Source organism: Methylobacterium sp. NFXW15, assembly GCF_049887755.1.
Classification (GTDB): Bacteria; Pseudomonadota; Alphaproteobacteria; order Rhizobiales; family Beijerinckiaceae; genus Methylobacterium.
In genome coordinates, this window is record NZ_JAGEKG010000009.1 from 163,247 (window position 1) to 184,339 (window position 21,093).

Below are 21,093 nucleotides of genomic sequence, written 5' to 3' on the forward strand. Positions count from 1 at the left end.
GGGGAGGCCGGCGAGACCGGCCGACCCTCCACGATTTCCGGAACGAACGACACCATGTCCAGAAGGATCGCCGCCCTCGCCGCGACCGCCGTCCTCGGCCTCGTCCCCAGCCTGGCCTTCTCGGCCGATCTGCCGAGCTTCGCCGCCGCCCCTGCCCCGGCGCCCATTCCGGCCGAGTGGTCGCCCTGGATGGTGCGCGTCAGGGTGCTCGGCGTCCTGCCCGATCCGGCCGCGCGCCTCAGTGCGGGCGGCGTGCCCCTCAACGGCGCGAAGGTGTCGATCAGCGATTCCGTGATCCCCGAACTCGACATCTCCTACTTCTTCACCCGCAACATCGCCGCCGAGCTCATCCTCGGCGTCACCCGCCACACCGTCGACGGCGCGGGCACGCTCGCGGGCACACGGATCGGATCCACGTGGATCCTGCCTCCGACCCTCACGCTGCAATATCATGTCGACGGGCTCGGCGCGTTCAAGCCTTATGTCGGCGCGGGCGTGAACTATTCGATCTTCTTCGGCGAGAAGGAGCGCGCGCCTTTCCAGAGCTTCCGGCTGACGAACTCCTTCGCACCTGCCCTACAGGTCGGCTTCGACTACATGCTCGACGACCATTGGGGCCTCAACGTCGACGTCAAGAAGCTCTTCCTCGACACGAAGGTGAAGCTCAACGCAGGAGCCGTGCGCGGCCGGGTCGATATCGACCCCTGGATTGTCGGTGGCGGCCTCACCTACAAGTTCTGATCGCCGTCTTGCCCGTTCATCGGGGCGCACTCACCCCGATGAACCGTGCCGCGTGCCGATCTCCGCCGCACGGCTTTGAAGTGGACCCATGCGAGAGATCACATCGCCGTGACATGCACAGAAAATACAGTATCGGGTTGGGCTAAGCGCTGCGTATTTTGGATCGATGCAAGGCGATCTTAATAAAGTGGATAAAGATTAGTATGTCTTGCATGGGCGCGGATAAATGTTGCGACGGTTGAGATTCCATAGGTCTTTGACCGCCCTGCTGACGCAATCCTCCGCCAGTCTCCCGGCGGTGAGGCAAGTCGCGGAACTCCAGAAGCAGATCCCGACACTTTATCTGATGCTGTGCGTCAATGTCGGCGGATTGGCCGTTACACATGTCACTCTTGCACCGGTCTATCTCACGATCGGTTTTCCGGTCGTCGCGCTGTTCCTTTGCATCCTGCGGATCGTCTGGTGGTGGCGGCTCCGGCCCAAGACGCTCACGGAGGAGGAGGCGGACGACCTCCTGATGCGGACGACGATCGTGGCGGGTTCGTTCTCGATCGTCGTCATGGCCTGGGCCATGACCCTCCATCAGTATGGAGGCTTCTACGAGCAGGGCCACGTGGCGATCTTCGTCGCGGTGACGATGACGGCCTGCATCTTCTGCCTGACGCATCTTCCGGTGGCGGCCTTCCTGATCGCCGGCATCGTGCTCAGCGTGTTCCTCGCGGTCTTCATGGCCAGCGGCAACCGGGTCTTCCTGGCGATCACCGTGAACACGGCCTTCGTCACGGCGATGATGGTGCGCAACCTCGTCAACAATTACCGGTCCTTCGCGGAACTGGTGGCCTCGAAGGCCGAAGCGAGCCGCCTGTCCGACGAGAATGCCCGCCTCGCTCAGACCGATAGCCTGACCGGGCTGCCGAGCCGCCGCTACTTCCTGTCCTGCCTGGAGGAGACGGCCCGCATCTGCGAGGCTGAGCAGAAGCGCTTTGGCCTAGCGGTCTTCGACCTCGACCAGTTCAAGCCGATCAACGACACCTACGGCCACACGGTGGGCGACCGGGTGCTGGCCGAGACCGGCCGCCGCCTCGCCGCCTTCGCGGGCCCCGAGGTGACGGTGGCCCGGCTCGGCGGCGACGAGTTCGGCGTGATCCTCCACAACCCCGGTGCGGCCCACGAAGCGATTGCCTTCTGCGACCGCATCTGTACGGCGCTCCAGGAGCCGATCCGCCTGAACGACATCCGCGTCGTCACCGGCTGTTCCTGCGGACTCGCCAAGTTCCCCCGGGCCGGACACGAGGCGGCGGCCCTGTTCGACCGCGCCGATTACGCGCTCTACCACTCGAAGCTGCACCACCGGGGCGCCACGACCCTGTTCTCGCGGGAGCATGAGGATGCGATCCGCGCCGAGCGGGCGGTGGAGACCGCCCTGCGCACGGCCGATCTCTCCGCCGAGATGGAACTGCACTACCAGCCGATCCTCGACACCGTCACGGGCGCGATCACCCTGGTCGAGGCGCTCGCGCGGTGGACGAGCCCGGTCCTCGGTCAGGTCGGCCCCGATCGCTTCGTGGCGGCCGCCGAGCGGTGCGGCCTCGTGCACGGTCTCACGCTGCTGCTCCTGAGCAAGGCGCTCACCGATTGCAGGCAGTTCCCGAACTGGGTCGGCCTGTCGTTCAACCTCTCCGCCCACGACCTCGTGTCGCCCGAGGCCGTGCAGGAAATCATTGCCACGGTGCGCGAGAGCGGGATCGATCCGCGCCGCCTCACCCTCGAACTCACCGAGACCGCGTTGATGCGCGACTTCGATCAGGCCAAGGCCGGGATCACATCCCTCCGGGCGCTCGGCATCACGATCGCCCTGGACGATTTCGGCACGGGCTATTCGAGCCTCAGCTACGTCCACCGGTTGCCCCTCGACAAGATCAAGATCGACCGGAGCTTCATGGCGGGCCTCGACACCGAGGTCGGCGGCCGCCTGATTTCCACGATCGTCAGCCTGTGCCGCACCCTTGGCCTCGACGGCATCGTGGAGGGCGTCGAGACCGCCGCGCAACGCGAGGCCGTCCAAAGGCAGGGCTGCCGCTATATCCAGGGTTACCTCATCGGACGGCCGATGCCGCTCCGCGACCTCCTCGCATGGCTCGCCCAGGACCCACCCCCAAAGCGGCAGACCGATCTGGCGCCCCTTCGCCTCTCGGCCTGAGCCATCGGGCCGCGGCATCACCGTGCGAGGCTGGCGGATCGGCCGGTGCTTGCCATATCTCCCCATGGCCCGCATGACGCTCCCGGCATCAAGCTGCACGTTCCGGTTGTAAGGCCAGCCGGTCAACCATCGCCTTGAGGAGATGGGAACCGAACGCCTGGAGTGCCTTTGAGCGGAGGCGATGAAGGAGCGGCCGTGCACAGCCAAGAGATTCCGGGCGAACTCCTCAAATATTTCCAGGACTCGCATATCGCGCTCGCCCTGGCGGACGTGACCGAGGACAACCCCCTCCTGCTGGTCAACGAGCCGTTCCGCACCCTGACGGGCTACACGGACGAAGAGGTGATCGGCCGTAATTGCCGCCTGCTCCAGCGCGATGCCGAAAACCGGCAGCCCCGCGCCAAGATCCGCGGCTTCCTCGAAGGCGGGCGGCAGGCTTCGGTGCGGACGTCGATCGTCAATTTCCGCAAGGACGGGAAGCCCTTCGTCAACCTGCTCTATATGTCCAAGCTGAAGTCCCTATCGGGAGAGGTGCGCTTTCTTTTCGCATCCCAATTCGACGTCAGCCGCTCGCAACCTGAACTGCTTTCCGCGTACGATGCCGAATTGGGACGGACCCTTGCCAAGCTCGGCCCGACGCTGGCCGAAAGCGGCATGGTCATCGAAGGCTCTCTGATGACCATCGCCAACACCGTCGCCACCGTCGCGCAGGCGAAGCTCACCCTCGCGGATCTCGATGCACCAGGATTTCCTTGACGACGCCGGGGGGCGCGCCTCCGAAATCCTGGGCGGCCCGGTGAAGGACGCGCCCGCGCCGTTCACCGGGCCCGTGGTCGGGATCGGCGCTTCGGCGGGCGGCCTCGAGGCATTGCGCGAGATGCTTGCCCGTGCCCGCTTCCCCACGGGCATGGCCTTCGTCATCGTCCAGCACCTGGACCCGAACCACGAGAGCATGCTGGCTCAATTGCTCGACCGGCACACGGAGCTCGAAGTGCTCCAGTGCGAGGGCGGCGAGCGCATCGCGGGTGACAAGGTCTACATCATCCCGCCGGGGCGGGGTCTCGCCATCCAGAACGGCGTTCTCGAACTCACCCAATTCGTACAGCCGCGCGGCCTGCGCCGCCCGATCGACGACTTCTTCCTGTCGCTCGCCGTCGATCAGCAGGCAAACGCCGCCTGCGTGATCCTCTCCGGCACCGGAGCGGACGGAACGACGGGCCTGCGCGCCATCAAGGAGCATGGCGGCGTCTGCGTGGTGCAGCAGCCGGAATCCGCCCGTTACGACGGCATGCCGCTCTCGGCGGTGGGCACGGGACTCGTGGATTTCGTCCAGCCGCCGGGCGAAATCGTGGATTGCCTCGCCGCCTTCTTCCGCCGCCGCACCAGCGACGGCGCGAGCGGGCACGCCGACCTCGTCGCCGACCACGTGGACGACCTCTGCCGGGTGATCCGCAACGCGGTCGGCCACGATTTCGCGGGCTACAAGCGGACGACCCTGGTGCGCCGGGTCGAGCGCCGGATGCATGTGCTCGGCCTCGATTCCGGCCGGGCCTATCTCGCCCGCGTCCGGGCCGACAAGGACGAGTGCGAGGCGCTGTTCCGCGACCTCCTCATCAACGTCACCCGCTTCTTCCGCGACGCGGAGATGTTCGAGGTGCTGCGCGAGCGGGCGATCGAGCCGCTGCTGCGCACCCGCAATCCCGACGAGGATATCCGCGTCTGGATTCCCGGCTGCTCCAGCGGTGAGGAGGCCTACAGCATCGCCATGCTGTTCGCCGACGCCGCCCGGCGTTTCGAACTGCCGCTGGCGGTCCAGATCTTCGCCACCGACATCGACGAGCGGATGCTTCAGATCGCCCGCGATGCGACCTATCCGGCCGCCGCGCTCGCGGACATCCCCGCGCATCTGCGCGAGCGTTACGTGGTGCCCCATGCCGAGCGGTTCACGATCGCGCCCGAGATCCGCGACCTGATCCGCTTTTCCAGCCATAGCCTCGTGAAGGATCCGCCCTTCTCGCGGGTGGATCTCCTGTCCTGCCGCAACCTGCTGATCTATTTCGATGATCGCCTGCAGCAATCGGTGGTGCCGCTGTTCCATTACGCGGTGCGGCCGGGCGGCTACCTGTTCCTCGGGCCTTCCGAGAGCGTGAGCCGCTTCGAGCAGCTGTTCCCGGCGATCGACCAGCATGCCCGCCTGTTCGAGCGCCCCCCCGGCGCCCCGAAATACCCGATCGACCTGCCCGGCGGTGCCCGTCGCGGCGAGAGCCCGCGCGGCGAGCGCCCCGAGCGGCGGGGCGAGGCCTCCATCGCTGATGAGACCGTCGCCGTGCGGCGCGTGGTGGAGCGCTACGCCCCGCCGAGCATGGTGCTGAACGAGGATGGCGGCATCATCGCTGCCTACGGACGCCTGAGCCGCTACTTCGACTTCCCCGTGAGCCGGGCGGGTGGCACCAGCGCTATCACCCTGGCCCGACCGGGCCTGCGCGACGTGCTCGGCCCGCTTCTCCGGCAGACCCGCGACGCCCGCAAGCGCGTCGTCGTGCGCAACATCGACGTCCAGTCGGAATACGGCGTCCAGAGGATCGAGGCGGTCTGCGATCCGCTGCCCGACGGCTCGATGCTGATCATCCTGCGCGACGTCGGCGCCTTCCGGCCGTCCGACGACCTCGACCTGATGGAGATGGATGCGGGCGGCGACCACGTCGAGGCATTGGAAGAGGAGTTGCTGCGCACCCGCTACAAGCTGCGCTCGACCGTCGAGGAACTGGAGACGACGAACGAGGAGCTGAAGAGCTCCAACGAAGAAATGATGTCGATGAACGAGGAGCTTCAATCGACGAACGAGGAGCTCTCCACGGTCAACGACGAGTTGAAGACCAAGGTCGAGCAGCTGACCACGGCCAATGCCGACCTGCGCAACTTCTTCGAATCCACCGACCTCGCCGTCATCGTCCTCGACCGCGCCTTGCGCGTGCGCAGCTTCACCACGGCGGCGACAACGATCTTTCCTCTCCAACCGAGCGACCGGGGGCGTCCCCTCGCCGACGTGTCGAGTCGCCTCGTGGGGCAGGATTACCTGCACGACGCGGAGGAGGTGTGCGCGGGCGGGACGGTGATCCAGCGCCGCATCCTCACCCGCGATGGCGGGCGGACCCTGTCGCTGCGCGTCCTGCCGTACCGGTTGCAGAACGGCAGCATCGACGGCGCCACCCTGGTGCTGACCGACATCACCGAGGCCCTGGCCCTGGAGCGCCAGCTCGCCTCCGAGCGCGAACGCCTCGACCTCGCGGTGAAGGCGGGCGGCATCGGCGTGTGGGAGTACAATCCCGACTCCGCGACCATGGTGTTCGACAGCACGGCGGGCGCGATGTTCAGCCTCGCAGCCGACACGCCGCACCCGACCGAGCTTCTGGTCTCCCGCGTCTTTCCCGAGGATCGCGAGGCCCTCGAGACGGCCCTGGGCGAGGTTGCTCATGGGCTCGACGAGTTCGAGGCACGGTTGCGCGTCCGGGCGGGCAAGCACGCCTCCCGGCACATCCGCAGCTATGGCCGCCTGACCCGCAGCGGCGACCGCAAGCGCGTGGTCGGCGTATGCATCGACGTGTCGCCCGAATACGCGCTCGCCGAAACCCGCGACCTGATGCTGCGGGAGATGAACCACCGGGTGAAGAACCTCTTCGCCATCATCGGCGGGATGATCTCGGCGGGCTCGCGCACCCATAAGGATATCGGCGTCTTCGCCTCCGACATGCGCGACCGCATCTCCGCGCTCGGCCGGGCGCATTCCCTGGCGGATCCGACCGGCGGCCAGGGGGCGACCGACCTCGCGGGCCTGATCAACGCGACGTTGCGGCCCTACCGCGACCACGTTCCGACCTCGATCGACGGACCGCTGGTCTCCATCGACTGGCGGCACGTCTCGTCGCTCGCGATGATCCTGCACGAATGGGCCACGAACTCCGTGAAATACGGAGCGCTGGGTTCCAATGAGGGGGCGCTCACCGTGACGTGGGAACGCGTGCCGGACGGCCTCGTGATCTCATGGACCGAGCGCGTGCCCTTGAAGGCCGAGCCACGCCCTGGCCGGGGCTTCGGATCGCTCCTCGTGGAAATGTCGCTGCGTCAGCTCGAAGCCTCGGTGGAGCGCGATCACGACACGAGCGGCCTTCGCCTGACCCTGAATCTGCCGGGGCTGGTGCTGGCGAAGCCGTGAGGGTGGGGCGGGCCGTCAGCCCACCACGCCCGCGAGCCTGACCCCCGAGAGCCACGCATTCTCGATGCGCGGCCCGGTGAGCCAGTCTCCGCAGGCGCCGATGCGGTGCTCGGCGTCCCACAGGACCGCCCGCTCGGCCGCGCCGGATCTTGCATAGCGCCAGCGGTGCCCTTTCAGCAGGGCGGGCGCGACCGGGGCGATCCCGGCCGCCGCGAAGAACTCGGCCAAGAGATCCGCCGCCACTGCATCGGCGTCCCGCTCCAGGTTGGCGCGCGACCAGTCCGGGCTGGCCTGGATCACCCAGGCCTCCGTCGCCGGGCGGCCGGGCTTGGCGGAATTGCGCGCCGCCCAGCCGATGGCACCATCCGTGCGCAGTACGTCGGCCTCGACGTCGAGCCGGACGGGGAAGGCGGCCATCGCCGTCCAGCACGGATCGGAGGGAACTCGTTCGGCGATCGCCGCCAGGGCGGGCGTATGGGGTGCGAGCAGGGTCGCGGTCTGTTCGGCGGGGATCGCGGTCAGCACGGTCGCGAAGCCGCCCTCGTCCAGGCCCTCACCGCGCAGGCGCCAGCCCGACGCGTCGCGCTCCAGGCCCTCGACCCGCGTGTCCCAACGGATCGTGAACGCGCGGGCCATGGCGAGGAGTGGGGCGTTCATGCCCGGCACGCCGACCCAGGCATCCGGCCCGGCCGCAGGCCAGGGGGCGACCAGACCGTCCGATCGCCACGCGGACAAAGCTGCCACGAAGCCCACATCGCGTCCGGTCATGTATTGCGCGCCGTGGTCGAACCCCACCGGTCCGGCCGAAGTCTCGCCGAGGCGGCTCGACATGCGCCCGCCCGCCTTGCGACCCTTGTCGAACAGGCTTGCCTCGATGCCTCGTTCGCGAAGGGCCCGCGCGCAGGCGAGCCCCGCCATCCCGGCTCCGACGATCGCGATCCGCCCCATCGCCAGCCTCCTCAACCGCGCAGAATCTTCGGGATGCCCCCGCGAAGCCGCGAATAGCCCCGCGTCGAGAGCGGCCAAGCCCGCTCGTCCCACGCCCTGCGGAGCCGGAGGCAGTCCTCCGGCAGCGCCTCGGCCGAAGGGCCGACAGTCGCCCAGGCGGTGACCACCGGCCGATCGCCCGCCCACCCCTCGGACACCGGCCCGGCCGGGCAGCCGAAATGCGCCTCCGCGCGGGCAAGGCCATCACGCATCGCGGACTCGTCGGCCGCGCGGACCTTTTCGCTCGCCCCCTCCGCATGGGCGAGGAGGCCACCGATCCGGGTGACCCGCGCCGCGCCGAGGTCGAGGCTCTCGGGATGCAGGTCATCGAGATGCAGGAGCAGGGCGACATCACCGGCGGGCGGGGCATCGGCCTTGGGGAGGGGGACCTCGCGCGGCGGCCTCGCCTCGTCCAGGGCCTCGGCATCCTCGTCGAGGCCGTCCGGATCGAAGCCCTCGGCGGTGTAGCGCCGGATATTGTCGCGCCGCGCGACGTAGTTCTTGCCGCGGGTGTGCAGCCCGGCCACCCAGCGCCAGGACAGGGTATTGCTGGCCGGGTCGCCGTCGATCAGGTGGCGCATGAAGAGATCCGCCCCCAGCTCCCAGGGCAAGCGCAGGGTGAAGATCCAGATCGAGGCGAACCACATCCTCGTGTGGTTGTGCAGCCAGCCCTCCTCGATGAGCTGGACCACCCAGGAATCGAACCCGTCGATCCCCGTCTCCCCGGCGAGCGCCTGCTCGTGGATGCGGCGCAGCCCGGGCTCCTCGGCGAGCCGCGCGAGGGCAGCGTCCCGCCCGGCGCGAGAGGCCGTCCAGGCGTCCGGATGGGTCTCGAGATGGCCTTTGAAGTAGGTCCGCCAGAACACCTCGGAGACGAATTTCTCCGCGCCCTCGTCCCCGAAGGCATGGAGCGCCGCCTCCACCACCTCCGCTTCCGTCAGGAGCCGTCGGCGCAGGTAGGGCGAGAGCGCCGAGGTGGTCGGCTGCGCGCCGCGTCCGCGATCGGTGTTGCGGCTGGCGGCATAGTCCGCACCGGGGCCGTCGAAGAAGGCGGCCAGCGCGGCGAGGCCGGCGTCACGGGTAAGGGCGGTGGGGAAGAGCGGCATGGGCCTCATCTAGGCCCCCGCCGCGCTCCGGCATCACCGTGCGGCGAGGAAGCGCCGGGTCAGGCTCGCCCACCACGCTGCCCCGACGGGCAGGATCTCGTCGTTGAAATCGTAGGCCGGGTTGTGCAGCGGCGCACTGGGCTTGGCGCCGTCCGCCCCGAGCCAGACATAGGCGCCGGGGCATTCATTGAGCATGTACGAGAAGTCCTCCGAGCCCATGGAGGGCGTGATCTCGCTTCGGCGCTCGGTGATGCCCGCGACCTCGGCCGCTGCGTCGAAGGCGAAGCGGGCGGGGTCGGCCGCGTTGATCGTCGCGGGATAGCCGTGGGTGTAGACGATCTCGGCCCTGGCGCCGTGGGTCTCGGCAAGGCCCCGGGCGAGGGCGCGGACATGATCGGCGATCCGTGCGCGCAGGCCCTCATCGAGGCAGCGCACCGTTCCCCGGATCACGGCCCGGTCGGGGATGACGTTGTAGGCCTCGCCGCCGTGGATCTGCGTCACGCTGAGCACGGCGGGCTCGGTCGGGGCGATGCGGCGGCTCACCACCGTCTGGAGGGCGAGGACGAGTTCGGCGGCGAGGACGAGGGGGTCGGTGCCCCGCTCGGGCATGGCGGCATGGGTGCCGTAGCCGATCACCGTGATCTCGAACGTGTCGAGGGAGGCCATGATCGGCCCGGTGCGGGTGGCGAAGGTGCCGACCGGCAGGCCCGGCCAATTGTGCAGACCGAACACCGCGTCGCAGGGGAAGTCGCGGAACAGCCCGTCCTCGACCATGGCTTTCCCGCCGCCTTCGCATTCCTCGGCGGGCTGGAAGATGACGTGCAGCGTCCCCGCGAGGTCGCTACGGGATGCGAGATGGCGGGCCGCGCCGAGCAGCATCGTGACGTGCCCGTCATGGCCGCAGGCATGCATCACGCCGGGATTGGTCGAGGCGTAGGGCAGGCCGGTCGCCTCCCGGATCGGGAGGGCATCCATGTCCGCCCGGAGGCCCAGGGCCGGGCCGTCGCCGCGGGCCAGGGTGCCGACCACGCCGGTGCGGCCGATGCCGGTCTTCACCGCAAAGCCGCAGGCGGCGAGTTCGCGGGCCACGAACTCCGCCGTCCTCGTTTCCTGGAAGGCGAGTTCGGGGTGGGCGTGGAGGTCCCGGCGCCACGCGACCATGCGCTCCACCGTATCCGCCTCGATGCTCATGCCCGAACTCCTTGTCGCGATACCGGGACCCTGTCGCCCCTGCTTAACCCAGGGGCGGGTGCATGAAGAACTGCGCGATCAGCGCCGCCCCGAGGAAGGTCCCCGCATTGGCCATGAACGAGACGACCACGATGCGCCAGCCGAGGCGGCGGAAGGCGGGGACATCCTTGGCGACCGACAGACCCGCGAAGGTCAGGATCGGCGTGGCGAGCGCGAGGAAGTTGATCTTGCCGGTCATCGCCGCGACGTCGGCGGCGAACGGCATGCCGGGATAGGTCAGCGCCATGCCGATGATCGAGACCCAGAGCACGGCCGGGAGCTTCCGGCCGAGCAGAAGGTAGATCGCATAGCCCGCCAGCACCACGCCGATGATGATCGCCATGCCGGAGATGACCATCCGGTCCGGATAGACGCCGTAGGTCAGCCAGTTGCCGATGAGGCCGTAGATTCCGATCAGGATCCAGGCGAGCACCGTCTCGGGAAGGCTGATGCGCACCTCCTCGTGAGGCGCGGCGACCGGGGCCGGACCGGCGGCCTGCGCCGCGTCGGGCCGGTTGCGGCCGAGGATCGGCTCCAGCTTGCCATAGGCCCAGATCGTGAAGGGCAGCGACAGGAACAGGGTGAAATACGTGCCGATGGTGGTGGTGACGAGGTTGCTCGCCGCCGCGAAGGTCGCGACCTCCTTGGCCACTTCCGGCGTCTGCTGCGCGGCGATGGCACCGGAGGCGGCGGCCATCATGCTGCCCGAGCCGACGCCCGCGCCCATGGCGAGCGCGAGAGGGTTGAAGATCCCGAGGCTGGTCATCAACCCGGCGAGGAGCGCGATGAACACCGCCCCGAACACCGTGCCGGTGAGGTATTCCGCGAGCACGCCGCGCCCTTCGGGCGAGTCCATGCCGTAGCGCTCGCCGATGATGGCAAGGCTCGGCTCACGGCCGACCGAGAAGGTCGCACCGATCGCCTCGCGCTTGATGCCGAGCAGCAGGGCCACCGGCAGGCCGAAGACCATCGTGCCGAAGAAATGGCCGAATTCCTGGAAGACCAGCGCCCAGCCGGAGGCCAGGATCTTCGGTAGCGAGCCGCCGACCAGCAGCCCGAGCTTGGCGATGAAGATCAGCAGCGCGGGCTGGAGATAGGCGCTCGCCGTGTTCTGCAGCCCGATGGAAAGCCGGAGCGGCGCAGGCAGGCGGGGGCTCAGGAGGCCGAGCGCCCCACCGATGAGCAGCGCCCACAGGAGGGGGAGCAGGACGATCTTGCCCGTTCCCATCGGGATGGTGACGTTCCCGATCGCCTCCGCGATGATCACGATGACGAGGGCCAGCAGGAAAAGCACCAGCTTTCCGCCCCCCGCGACGGGCCGTACGCCCGCCTCCGCTGTCCGTACGCCCGTCGCCATCGCTGTAGCTCCCCCTCTTGGTTCGATTATCCGACGTAGCCGAAGGCCACCGCTGGCTGGGCGGCGGTCTCGACCCACACACTCTTGGTCTGGGTGTAGGCCATCAGCGCCTCCCGGCCGGAGGAGCGTCCGAAGCCGGAGCGCCCGAAGCCGCCGAAGGGCGAGGCCACGTTGATCGTCTTGTAGCCGTTGACCCAGAAGGTTCCGGCGCGCACGCCCGCCGCGACCCGGTGGGCGCGCCCGACATCGCCGGTCCACACCGCCCCCGCAAGCCCGTAGGGCGTGGCGTTGGCGAGGCTGATCGCCTCTTCCTCGTCGTCGAAGGGAAGAACGGTCAGGACCGGGCCGAACACCTCCTCGCGGGCGATGGCGGCGTCCGGGCCGACGCCGTCCACGATGGTCGGGCCGAAGAAGAACCCGCCCGTGTCCCGCAGGGAGGCCGGGCAGCCACCGCCCGCCGCGATGCGGGCCCCCGCCGCCGAGGCGGCTTCCACCATCTCCGCGATCTTGTCGCGCTGGCGGCGGTTGTTGATCGGGCCGATCTGCGTGGCCGGGTCGGTCGGCAGGCCGACCGGGATGCGCTCGGCCGCATGGGCGAGGCGCGACACGAAATCGGCATGGACCGAGCGGTGGACGAGCAGGCGCGAGCCCGCGACGCAGCTCTGCCCGGCGCCGCCGAAGATCGCCGCCTGCGCGCCCATCAGCGCCCGGCCGAGATCGGCATCGGCGAAGACGATGTTGGCCGACTTTCCGCCGAGTTCGAGGATGCTGGGCACGATGTTGCGCGCCGCCGCCGCCGCGATCTGCGCCCCGGCCTCGGCCGAGCCGACGAAGACCACGAGGCGGGTTTCGGCATGGGCCACGGCCGCCGCGCCGGTCGTCGGGCCAGCGCCCGCCAGCACCGAGACGAGGCCGCGCGGCATGCCCTCCGCCCGGTCGCAGATCAGGCCCAGAGCCAGCGAGGTGAGGGGGGTGAGTTCGGAGGGCTTCAGCACCACCGCATTGCCCGCGCAGATGGCCGGGGCGATCTGCCAGCCCGCCGTGAAGATCGGCGCGTTCCAGGGGGTGATCTGCACCACCGTGCCGTAGGGCTCCTGGCGGGTGTAGTTCAGGTGCGAGGTCGGGACCGGAATGACCTCGCCGTGGAGCTTGTCGCACCAGCCGGCATAGTACTCGAACATCTCCGCGACCTTGGCGACTTCGCCGCGCGTGTCGCGGATCGGCTTGCCCGCCGAAAGGGTCTCGAGTTCGGCCAGGGCGTCCGCGTGGCGGCGGACCAGGGCGGCGACCGCCCACATCGCCCGGCCACGGGCGGCGGCGCTCATGGCCCACCACGCCCGCTGGCCCTCGCGGGCCGCCGCCATGGCGGCACCCACGACGTCCGCGCCCGCATCGGCGAAATGCGCGAGCACGCCGCCATCCGCCGGGTTGACGAGAGCGAGGTCGTCGCCCGTGCCGGCCAGGATCTCACCGGCCACGACGCTGCCGATCCGGCCGCCGGGCAGCAGATCGGTGAGGAGTTCGGCGACCCGTCCGGCCGCATCGGAGCGCGTTTGAGCGGACATCAGAGAACTTCCTTGGTGCGGTAGTCGGCCATGCGGGTGAAGTCGGCCGTGTCGGGGATGGAGGTCTCTTCGCGCCAGATCCGCCCGACCTCCTCGGAGAGGGGAAGGCCGATGCCGCACTCGGCGGCGAGTTCGAGGGCGAGGCGTACGTCCTTGCGCATCAGCCCGGCGGAGAAGCCGCTGTCGAAGGTGTTCGGGACCACCCAGCGCGGCACCATCACCTCGCTCACGGCGCTGCGGCCGGTGGCGGTGTTGACCACCTGCACCGCCTCCTCGGCGGACAGGCCCGCCGCCTGCGACAGGCGCAGGGCCTCGCCGGTGGTGACGAGATGGGCGGCGACCAGCAGGTTGTTGACGAGCTTGACGATGTTGCCCGCCCCCGAGGGGCCGACATGCGGCGCGCGAGCCGACATCGCCTCCAGCACCGGGCGGGCGAGGGCATAATCGGCCTCTGCGCCGCCGATCATCATGGTCAGTGTGCCCTCGGCCGCGCCGGAGGGGCCGCCGCTCACGGGGGCATCGAGGAGGGCATGGCCCGCCGCCGCGAGGCGCTCGGCCAGTCGACGGGTGGTGCCGGGATCGGAGGTGGAGGTGTCGATCACCACGACCTTGCGATCGTTGCGGGAGAGCAGGCCGCCCTCGGCCGTGACCACCGCCTCGACATCCTTGGCGTAGGGGAGGGAGAAGACCAGCGCGTCGGCCCGGCGAAGCACCTCGGTGAGCGAGGGCACGAAGGTCACGCCCGACGCCTCGACCACGGCCCGCTTGTCCGCGTCGATGTCGAAACCGAGAACCGAGAAGCCCTTGCGGGCGAGCGTCGCGGCCATGCCCCGGCCCATATTGCCGAGCCCGATGACGCCTACCGTTGCGATGTCCATGCCGATCCGCCTCTTCGCTGGCAAACGGTATCCGCCTGCGGGAGCGTTGCGACAAGAATGGATTTTGGCACGTGATGTGCGGATTTTGCGAACGGTGACGCTCAGGATGTGGCGCGGAACGCGACCATTCGCTCTGCGAGCCAGCCGATCAGCCGCCCCATCCCCTCCGGCAGGCGGCGTCCGGTGCGGACGACGAGATGGGCGCTCGCCTCGGTAAGCAGAGGATCGCGCAGGGGCACCGCGTCGAGCAGATCGGCCTGCAACTCGGCCGCGACGACGAAGCGGGGCAGGAAGGCGACGCCCATCCCCGCCGTGACGAAACGGCGGTGCAGTTCGAAGGCCGAGGTTTCGAGGCGCGGTACGAGGCGGAAGCCGCCATCCGCTTCCGCCCGGCCGAGCAATTGCCTCACCCCGTGATCGGGAGGCAAGAGGACGGCGGGCTCGGTGGCGAAGGCGCGCAGCGGCACAGGGCCGGTCGAGCGGACGAGGGGATGCCCTTTCGGCAGGATGGCGAGCAGCGGCTGGCGCGCGGAGACGATGCCGTACACGTCCGGCCGGGCAGGGGGATTGTAGGCGAGGCCGAGATCCGCCTCGCCCTGGGCCACGGCGGTGAGGATGCCGTCCGTGGTGCCGATCTCGATCTGATAGGCGATGCCGGGATGCGCCTCGGCGAAGCCCGCCAGGGCGTTGTCCAAGAGGTCGATGACGAAGCCCGCCCCGCAGCACAGGCGGATCGTGCCCTGCTGCACCCCGCGCAGGCGCTTCAGCCGGTCATCGAGGAGGGTGGCCTCGTCGGCCTGCCGCTGCGCGTGCTCGGCCACCATCCGGCCCGCCTCGGTGGGCACGACGCCCCGGGGCAGGCGCTCCAGCAGCACCTCCCCGACCTCCGCCTCGAGCTCGATGATCTGGCGGCTCACCGCCGAGGCGGCGACGTTCAGGGTCTCGGCGGCGGCCCGCACCGAACCCGCTCGCACCACGGCAAGGAAGTAGCGCAGGGCCCGGTCGGTCACGGGCCCTCCCAGGCGAGGGCGCCCCGCGCCAGGACGAGGACGGGTGGGCGCCGCTCCGCGATCGCTTCGGCCAGGCAGGAGGCCTCGAACACCGCGAGATCCGCATCGAGACCCGGTGCCACCGCGCCGGGTCCGAGGCCGAGCGCCCGCGCCGGGACGGCGGTGGCGTGGTCGAGGAGCCCGGCCAGCGCCTCGTCGGCCCGAAGGTCGAACCGGTAGGCGGCGAGGCTCATCCGGTCGATCATCCCCGTCACCGAGGAGGGATTCCAGCAATCGCGCACATTGTCCGTGCCGAAGCAGATCGCCACGCCCAAGTCTCGCAGCCGTGGGAGGGGCGGGCAGCGCCGCCCGCCCGGCACGCTGCTGATGAGCGTGACTCCCACGCGCGCCATCGCCTCGGCGATCCGCCCGAGGCGCGCGTCGTCGGCATCGGCCAGGGCGAAGGCATGGCTGATCGCGACCCGCCCGCCGAGGCCCCCCGCCTCGGTCCGGGCGATGATCGCCTCGATCTCGGCAAGTCCCGCCTCGCCGCCATCGTGGAGATGGATGTCGACAGCGCGCCCGTGCCGCTCGGCCAGCCCGAAGACGATGTCCAGGGGCGCCTCCGCATCGCCGTCGATGCCATGCGGGTCGAGACCGCCGACGAGGTCGGCTCCCATCCGCAACGCCTCGTCGAGCAGCGCCGCCACCGGCGGGCAGGCGAGAATGCCGCTCTGCGGGAAGGCGACGATCTCGATCCGCATCCTGTCGGCCCATTGCGTCCGCAGGTCGAGGATCTGGGCGAGATGGCCGAGCCCGGTCACATCGTCGATGTCGACATGGGTGCGCAGGCTGGTCGTGCCGCCGCGCAGCATCCGCTCCAGCAGGGCCGTGGCGCCTTGCTCGGCCAGGGGAATGCGGTTGTCCCGCCGGAACGCCTTCTCGTCCTCGATGCGCGCCCGCACCGAGCCCGCCGCCCGGTGCGGGCGCCAGGGCAGCCCGAGCAGGCACTTGTCGAGATGGACATGCGCATCCGTCAGCCCCGGCAGAACCAGCGCCCCGGCGAGATCGATGAGGCGCGCCGCCTCCGGCATCGGCTCATGCGCTGCGCGGATCGCCGCGATGCGGCCATCGGCGATGTCGATGACGTGCTCCCGCCCGTCGAGGGAGGCGCGCAGCAGGCGCAGGTCCGGGCGCGCCGTCATAGCCGGCCCGCCACGACGGTGCGGATGGCGAAGCTCGATTGCAGCCGCGCGACCCCCGGCAGCCGCGACAGCACCTCCTTGTGCAGCCGCTCGTAATCGGCGGCATCCGCGATCTTGATCTTCACGAGGTAATCCGCCGTGCCGGTCATCAGGTAGCAATCTTGCACCTCGGGACAGCGGCGGACGGCGGCCTCGAACCGGTTGAGGAAATCCTCCGTCTGCCTGTCGAGGGTGAATTGCGTCAGCACCACCAGCCCGGGCTCATCGGTGACGCCGCCGATGATCGCCGTATAGCCGCGGATGATCCCGCTCTCCTCCAGCGCCCGCACCCGACGGTGGCAGGCGGAGGCGGACAGGCCGATTCGCGCCGCGAGGTCGGCATTGCTGATCCGCCCGTCGGCCCGCAGCGCCTGGATGATGCGACGGTCGATTTCGTCCATGGCCGCGAGCAAGGACCTTCGAGAAAACCGCAGAAGTTTGCACCGCCAAGCTCAGAACGCAATCACCTGCGGACGAATCGCCGGAAATTCTCTCCATCTGCGTGTAGCTTGGGCATGGCTCGGAAAGAGGCAGGGCACGGTATGGGCATCGTCGATCGGGACATTCGCCAGGAGACCGGCCCCGCCGCGCTCGCCGCCGCCTTCCTGACCGTGGATCTCGGAGCGATCGTCCAGAATTATCGCCTCCTCGCCCGCAAGGCCCAGGGGGCTGCCTGCGCCGCCGTGGTGAAGGCCGATGCTTACGGGCTCGGGGCCGACAGGGTCGCCCCCGCCCTCGCAGCCGCGGGGTGCCGCCACTTCTTCGTCGCCCTGGTGGGGGAGGGCGTCGCGCTCCGTGCCATCCTCGGACCGGGTCCGGTGATCGGCGTTCTGAATGGTGCGACCCCCGGCAGCGAGGAAGCCTGCGCCGCGCACGACCTCGTGCCCGTCCTCAACGACGCCTGTCAGTTCGCGGCCTGGAAGGCGCTCGCCCGGCGGCTGGAGCGACGCCTGCCCGCGATCCTCCAGATCGATTCCGGCATGGCGCGGTTCGGCTTCGACCCGGCCGAGGCCGCCGCCCTGCTCGATGCTCCGGATGCCCTGGATGGGCTCTCCCTGCGGCTGGTGATGAGCCACCTCGCCTGCGCCGACGCGCCGGATGGTCCGGCCAACGCGGCACAGCTCTCAACCTTCTCGGAATTCCGCCAGCGCCTGCCGATGGTGCCCGCGAGCCTGGCGGCCTCCTCGGGCATCTTCCTGGGGTCGGACTATCACTTCGACATGGTCCGCCCCGGCGCGGCTCTCTACGGCGTCGCGCCTCAGCCGGGCCGGGACAACCCGCTGCGTCCCGTGGTCGGCCTGCGCGCCCGCGTGATGCAGGTGCGCTCCGTCCCGGCGGGCACGCCGGTCGGCTACGGCCACCGCGCCGTGACGGCACGGGATTCGCGCCTGGCGACCGTCGCGATCGGCTACGCGGACGGGTTTCCTCGCGCGACGGACGGGTTCGCGGGCTGGATGGCGGGCACACGGCTTCCGCTGATGGGGCGGGTCTCCATGGACAGCATCGTCCTCGACGTGACGGATGTGGCTCCCGGAGTCATCGGACCCGGCTCGCTCGTGGACCTTCTCGGGCCGGAGCAGGGGGTGGACGCCCTCGCCGAGGCATCCGGCACCATCGGCTACGAGGTCCTGACGCGCCTCGGGCGCCGCTTCCATCGCACCTATTCCCACGCGTGAGGTCGACCATGCATGTCATGATTCTCGGTGGCGGCGTCGTCGGCGTCACCTCGGCTTATTACCTCGCCAAGGCCGGGCATCAGGTGACCGTGCTGGAGCGCCAGCCGGGCGCGGGGCTGGAGACCAGCTTCGCCAATGCCGGGCAGGTCTCGCCTGGTTACTCGGCCCCCTGGGCGGCGCCGGGCATTCCGGTGAAGGCCCTGAAGTGGCTGATGATGCGCCATCGGCCCCTCGTCCTGTGGCCGCGCCTGGAGCCGCGCCTCTACGGCTGGCTCGCGCGGATGCTCGCGAACTGCAACGAGGATGCCTACACCCGCAACAAGGGCCGCATGGTGCGTCTGGCCGAGTACAGCCGCGACGTGCTGCGCGACCTGCGCGCCGAGACCGGCATCGCCTACGACCACCGGGAGAAGGGCACGCTCCAGCTCTTCCGGACGCAGAAGCAGCTCGACCATGTGGGCGACGACACCAAGGTGCTCGACGCCTACGGCGTTCCCTACGAGGTGCTCGACCCGGCGGGCTGCATCGCCGCCGAGCCGGCCCTGGCGCGGGTGGGCGGCGTGTTCGTCGGCGGCCTGCGCCTGCCCGGCGACGAGACCGGCGACGCGCACCTGTTCACGAAGTCGCTCGCCGTCCTCTGCCAGGAGATGGGCGTGACGATCCGCTACGGCGTCTCGATCGCCCGCCTCGACCACGAGGGCGGCCGCATCACGGCCGTCGAGACCACCACGGGCGAGCGGTTGCAGGCGGATGCCTATGTCGCGGCCCTCGGCAGCTACACCCCGGCCTTGCTGCGCCCACTCGGCATCGCGGTGCCGGTCTATCCGGTGAAGGGCTATTCCCTGACCCTGCCGATCACCGACGCGGAGGCTGCGCCGGTCTCGACGGTGATGGACGAGACCTTCAAGGTCGCGATCACCCGCCTCGGCGAACGGATCCGCGTCGGCGGCACGGCGGAGCTCGCGGGCTTCAGCCACGTCCTGCGCGATCCCCGGCGCGAGACACTGGCACGCTCTGTCACCGATCTCTTCCCCGCAGGCGGCGATCTGACAAAGGCGACCTTCTGGACCGGCCTTCGTCCCATGACCCCGGACGGCACGCCGATCGTCGGGGCGACGCGGGTGTCCAACCTGTTCACCAACACCGGCCACGGCACGCTCGGCTGGACCATGGCCTGTGGTTCGGGCCGCCTGCTGGCCGACCTCGTCACGGGCCGCACCCCCGAGATCGCGGGCGACGACCTCGCCGTCGATCGGTACGCGGCCTGAGCGGGCGCCGAGACGGCCCTCTTACGCCACGCTATCCGTCGTCCCCGCCGCCGTCGGCGTCATGCGGCCGGCCAGTTCCGGATCGTCCGCCTGCGCGCGCCCGGCCGCGCCGGCGATGGCGCGCTTGACCGTGGACCGGGCGGCATCGATGGCGATGGCCGCCGCCGACATTGTCTTGGCCTCGGTCGGCCGTTCGAGGGCGTGCCGCGCGATGTCGCCGGCGAGGTCGTCGATCTCGCGGGCAAGGAGTTCCAGCCGCGCGGCGTCGGTGCTGTCCTGGGCCTCGTGGCGGATCTCGAGCAGGCGGTCGGTCGCCTCCTCGACGCGCTCGCGCCGCAGGCGGGAGAGGCGCTGCCCCACCCAGGCGAGCGCCGAGCCGATGCCGCCGCCGAGGAAGGCAACGAGGTAGATCCAGGTCTCGTAACGTTCGACGAAGCTCTGCTGCTCACGCTCGAAATAATCCACGGCACCCGGATGGATGGGCAGCCGCGCGCTCGTGGCGGCGGCGGTGCTGTCGTAATGCGGCGCTTGGAGATAGTCGGCGGCGGGGGCGACGTTCGCCATGCCGCTGCGCAGTTCGAACAGGTGCTGGGTCACGTCCGCCGCCACCGGTCGCGACAGGCTCGACCGGGCCATCAGCCGGTAGGAGGCGCCCACCGTGGTCACGTCTTCGGCGGGCACCTTGGGACTGCCGCCGAAGGTCTCGGCGGGCATCGTCACGACCTGAAGCCGGGGCAGGCGGGCGACGATGGCATCCGCATTGGGGACGTTGACGAAGGCTACCTTCTTGCTGCGGCTCGCGGCCTGCACGATCCCGACGATGCGCTGCGCAGTCGGGGCGGTGGGTGAGATCACCGAGATCACGGCGTCGATCCGCTTCTTGACGAAGGCCCCGGCGAGGTCGGCTTCGGACATCTCCACCAGGGCGACGTGACGGGCGGGGAGGGGGCCTTCCACATCCTTGTCGAGGAGGGTCAGCCCGTAATGCTCGACCATGGCCTTGATCAGCGCCTGGTCGGCATCGCGATGGGCGAGGATGGCGAGGCGCTTGCCCGCGAGGTCGGGGAAGCTCGTCAAGCCGGAGCCCTCCGGGGAGGCGATGATCATCGCCTGATCCCGCAAGATCGCGAGGGTCAGCCCGTTATCGGGAAGGAAGACGTCGGGGCGCACCACGGCGAGGTCCGCCCGGCCCTCCTGCAACGCCTCCGCGCTGTCGCGGACGTCGTCATAGGGCTGGATCCTCAGCCGGATCTCCTTGTGCCGCTTCGAAAGCGCCTGGGCATAGGCATCGATCACAGCGGGCTCGGTGCCGTCGCTCGGCGCGACGGCGATGGTCAGGACCGTGGCGCGCGATGCCCAGTACGCAACTGCCGCTCCGGCTCCGAGCAGGACCGCAAGGGCGAGGAACACGATCTCGCGGCGAAGGACGAGTCCCGGAAGGGTCATGCGGTCCTCTCTGCCGTCGGTATGAATGGGGCGGGGCGCCCTTGGTTGCGCCCCGCCCCGGCGTTTCCGCCGACCTTGCTCAGTGTTTGCCGGTGACCTTGTCGGCGAGGTTTTTGGCGCCGTCCTTGACGTCTCCGACGGTCTTCTGGGCTTCGCCCTTGAGTTCCTGGGCCTTGCCCTCGGCCACGAGCTT

Annotated in this window: 16 protein-coding genes and 1 pseudogene; 6 read left to right on the plus strand and 11 right to left on the minus strand. The window is 69.8% G+C overall.

Features of this window, described 5'->3' with window-relative positions; all coding sequences use genetic code 11:
* Positions 1-54: 54 nt before the first annotated feature.
* The 4 genes from J4O73_RS19650 to J4O73_RS19665 all read left to right on the plus strand — a co-directional run bounded on the left by J4O73_RS19650 (position 55) and on the right by J4O73_RS19665 (position 7,154).
* Positions 55-741 carry an OmpW/AlkL family protein gene (locus tag J4O73_RS19650; RefSeq protein WP_426220104.1) on the plus strand — a complete coding sequence of 229 codons (687 nt, stop codon included), beginning with the start codon at positions 55-57 and terminating at the stop codon, positions 739-741.
* 346 nt (positions 742-1,087) lie between these two features.
* Positions 1,088-2,941, plus strand: coding sequence for a putative bifunctional diguanylate cyclase/phosphodiesterase (locus tag J4O73_RS19655; protein WP_426220143.1), 1,854 nt, complete (start codon positions 1,088-1,090; stop codon positions 2,939-2,941).
* Between the two features lie 195 nt (positions 2,942-3,136).
* Positions 3,137-3,697, plus strand: a complete 561-nt coding sequence (locus J4O73_RS19660) for a PAS domain-containing protein (RefSeq protein ID WP_426220106.1) — start codon at positions 3,137-3,139, stop codon at positions 3,695-3,697.
* A complete protein-coding gene (locus J4O73_RS19665) occupies positions 3,678-7,154 on the plus strand; it encodes a CheR family methyltransferase (protein ID WP_426220108.1) in 3,477 nt (1,158 codons plus the stop codon). Before J4O73_RS19660 ends, J4O73_RS19665 begins: the two co-directional genes overlap by 20 nt.
* 15 nt (positions 7,155-7,169) lie before the next feature.
* On the opposite strand, the gene J4O73_RS19670 is transcribed toward J4O73_RS19665, so the two are convergent.
* The 9 genes from J4O73_RS19670 to J4O73_RS19710 all read right to left on the minus strand — a co-directional run bounded on the left by J4O73_RS19670 (position 7,170) and on the right by J4O73_RS19710 (position 16,911).
* Positions 7,170-8,102, minus strand: a complete 933-nt coding sequence (locus J4O73_RS19670; RefSeq protein WP_426220110.1) for an NAD(P)/FAD-dependent oxidoreductase — start codon at positions 8,100-8,102, stop codon at positions 7,170-7,172.
* 11 nt (positions 8,103-8,113) lie between these two features.
* Positions 8,114-9,247 carry an FAD-binding domain-containing protein gene (locus tag J4O73_RS19675; RefSeq protein WP_426220112.1) on the minus strand — a complete coding sequence of 378 codons (1,134 nt, stop codon included), beginning with the start codon at positions 9,245-9,247 and terminating at the stop codon, positions 8,114-8,116.
* 33 nt (positions 9,248-9,280) lie between these two features.
* The gene (locus J4O73_RS19680) at positions 9,281-10,438 is read right to left on the minus strand and encodes a M20 aminoacylase family protein (RefSeq protein WP_426220114.1); all 1,158 of its coding nucleotides are present in this window, start codon (positions 10,436-10,438) and stop codon (positions 9,281-9,283) included.
* 43 nt (positions 10,439-10,481) lie between these two features.
* Positions 10,482-11,834: a DUF3100 domain-containing protein gene (locus J4O73_RS19685; RefSeq protein WP_426220116.1), complete on the minus strand. Its 1,353-nt coding sequence runs from the start codon at positions 11,832-11,834 to the stop codon at positions 10,482-10,484.
* 26 nt (positions 11,835-11,860) lie between these two features.
* Positions 11,861-13,399, minus strand: a complete 1,539-nt coding sequence (locus J4O73_RS19690; RefSeq protein WP_426220118.1) for an aldehyde dehydrogenase family protein — start codon at positions 13,397-13,399, stop codon at positions 11,861-11,863.
* A complete protein-coding gene (locus tag J4O73_RS19695) occupies positions 13,399-14,277 on the minus strand; it encodes an NAD(P)-dependent oxidoreductase (RefSeq protein WP_426220120.1) in 879 nt (292 codons plus the stop codon). Before J4O73_RS19695 ends, J4O73_RS19690 begins: the two co-directional genes overlap by 1 nt.
* Before the next feature lie 101 nt (positions 14,278-14,378).
* Positions 14,379-15,287, minus strand: a complete 909-nt coding sequence (locus J4O73_RS19700; RefSeq protein ID WP_426220122.1) for a LysR family transcriptional regulator — start codon at positions 15,285-15,287, stop codon at positions 14,379-14,381.
* Positions 15,284-16,471, minus strand: coding sequence for an amidohydrolase (locus J4O73_RS19705; RefSeq protein WP_426220124.1), 1,188 nt, complete (start codon positions 16,469-16,471; stop codon positions 15,284-15,286). Before J4O73_RS19705 ends, J4O73_RS19700 begins: the two co-directional genes overlap by 4 nt.
* Positions 16,468-16,911 carry an Lrp/AsnC family transcriptional regulator gene (locus tag J4O73_RS19710; RefSeq protein ID WP_426220126.1) on the minus strand — a complete coding sequence of 148 codons (444 nt, stop codon included), beginning with the start codon at positions 16,909-16,911 and terminating at the stop codon, positions 16,468-16,470. The genes J4O73_RS19705 and J4O73_RS19710 overlap by 4 nt, the downstream gene beginning before the upstream one ends.
* A 141-nt stretch (positions 16,912-17,052) precedes the next feature.
* On the opposite strand from J4O73_RS19710, the gene alr reads away from it, so the two are divergent.
* The gene (alr, locus tag J4O73_RS19715; protein ID WP_426220127.1) at positions 17,053-18,186 is read left to right on the plus strand and encodes an alanine racemase; all 1,134 of its coding nucleotides are present in this window, start codon (positions 17,053-17,055) and stop codon (positions 18,184-18,186) included.
* Positions 18,187-18,194: 8 nt separating this feature from the next.
* On the plus strand, positions 18,195-19,454 hold the full coding sequence (locus J4O73_RS19720; protein ID WP_426220131.1) for a D-amino acid dehydrogenase: 1,260 nt from the start codon (positions 18,195-18,197) through the stop codon (positions 19,452-19,454).
* 21 nt (positions 19,455-19,475) lie between these two features.
* Here J4O73_RS19720 and J4O73_RS19725 read toward each other — a convergent pair whose 3' ends face one another.
* Together J4O73_RS19725 and J4O73_RS19730 are read right to left on the minus strand one after the other, a co-directional pair.
* On the minus strand, positions 19,476-20,900 hold the full coding sequence (locus J4O73_RS19725) for a TAXI family TRAP transporter solute-binding subunit (RefSeq protein ID WP_426220133.1): 1,425 nt from the start codon (positions 20,898-20,900) through the stop codon (positions 19,476-19,478).
* 79 nt (positions 20,901-20,979) lie between these two features.
* Positions 20,980-21,093, minus strand: a pseudogene (locus J4O73_RS19730) (CsbD family protein); the annotation flags it as partial.

What these genes read in the sequence shown, in the direction of transcription:
- J4O73_RS19680 (WP_426220114.1), bottom strand. Translation starts at nt 10,438, where the DNA reads ATGAGCATCGAGGCGGATACGGTGGAGCGCATGGTCGCGTGGCGCCGG.
- J4O73_RS19675 (WP_426220112.1), bottom strand. Translation starts at nt 9,247, where the DNA reads ATGCCGCTCTTCCCCACCGCCCTTACCCGTGACGCCGGCCTCGCCGCG.
- J4O73_RS19720 (WP_426220131.1), top strand. Translation starts at nt 18,195, where the DNA reads ATGCATGTCATGATTCTCGGTGGCGGCGTCGTCGGCGTCACCTCGGCT.
- J4O73_RS19705 (WP_426220124.1), bottom strand. Translation starts at nt 16,471, where the DNA reads ATGACGGCGCGCCCGGACCTGCGCCTGCTGCGCGCCTCCCTCGACGGG.
- J4O73_RS19690 (WP_426220118.1), bottom strand. Translation starts at nt 13,399, where the DNA reads ATGTCCGCTCAAACGCGCTCCGATGCGGCCGGACGGGTCGCCGAACTC.
- J4O73_RS19710 (WP_426220126.1), bottom strand. Translation starts at nt 16,911, where the DNA reads ATGGACGAAATCGACCGTCGCATCATCCAGGCGCTGCGGGCCGACGGG.
- J4O73_RS19670 (WP_426220110.1), bottom strand. Translation starts at nt 8,102, where the DNA reads ATGGGGCGGATCGCGATCGTCGGAGCCGGGATGGCGGGGCTCGCCTGC.
- alr (WP_426220127.1), top strand. Translation starts at nt 17,053, where the DNA reads ATGGGCATCGTCGATCGGGACATTCGCCAGGAGACCGGCCCCGCCGCG.
- J4O73_RS19655 (WP_426220143.1), top strand. Translation starts at nt 1,088, where the DNA reads ATGCTGTGCGTCAATGTCGGCGGATTGGCCGTTACACATGTCACTCTT.
- J4O73_RS19685 (WP_426220116.1), bottom strand. Translation starts at nt 11,834, where the DNA reads ATGGCGACGGGCGTACGGACAGCGGAGGCGGGCGTACGGCCCGTCGCG.
- J4O73_RS19665 (WP_426220108.1), top strand. Translation starts at nt 3,678, where the DNA reads ATGCACCAGGATTTCCTTGACGACGCCGGGGGGCGCGCCTCCGAAATC.
- J4O73_RS19695 (WP_426220120.1), bottom strand. Translation starts at nt 14,277, where the DNA reads ATGGACATCGCAACGGTAGGCGTCATCGGGCTCGGCAATATGGGCCGG.
- J4O73_RS19725 (WP_426220133.1), bottom strand. Translation starts at nt 20,900, where the DNA reads ATGACCCTTCCGGGACTCGTCCTTCGCCGCGAGATCGTGTTCCTCGCC.
- J4O73_RS19650 (WP_426220104.1), top strand. Translation starts at nt 55, where the DNA reads ATGTCCAGAAGGATCGCCGCCCTCGCCGCGACCGCCGTCCTCGGCCTC.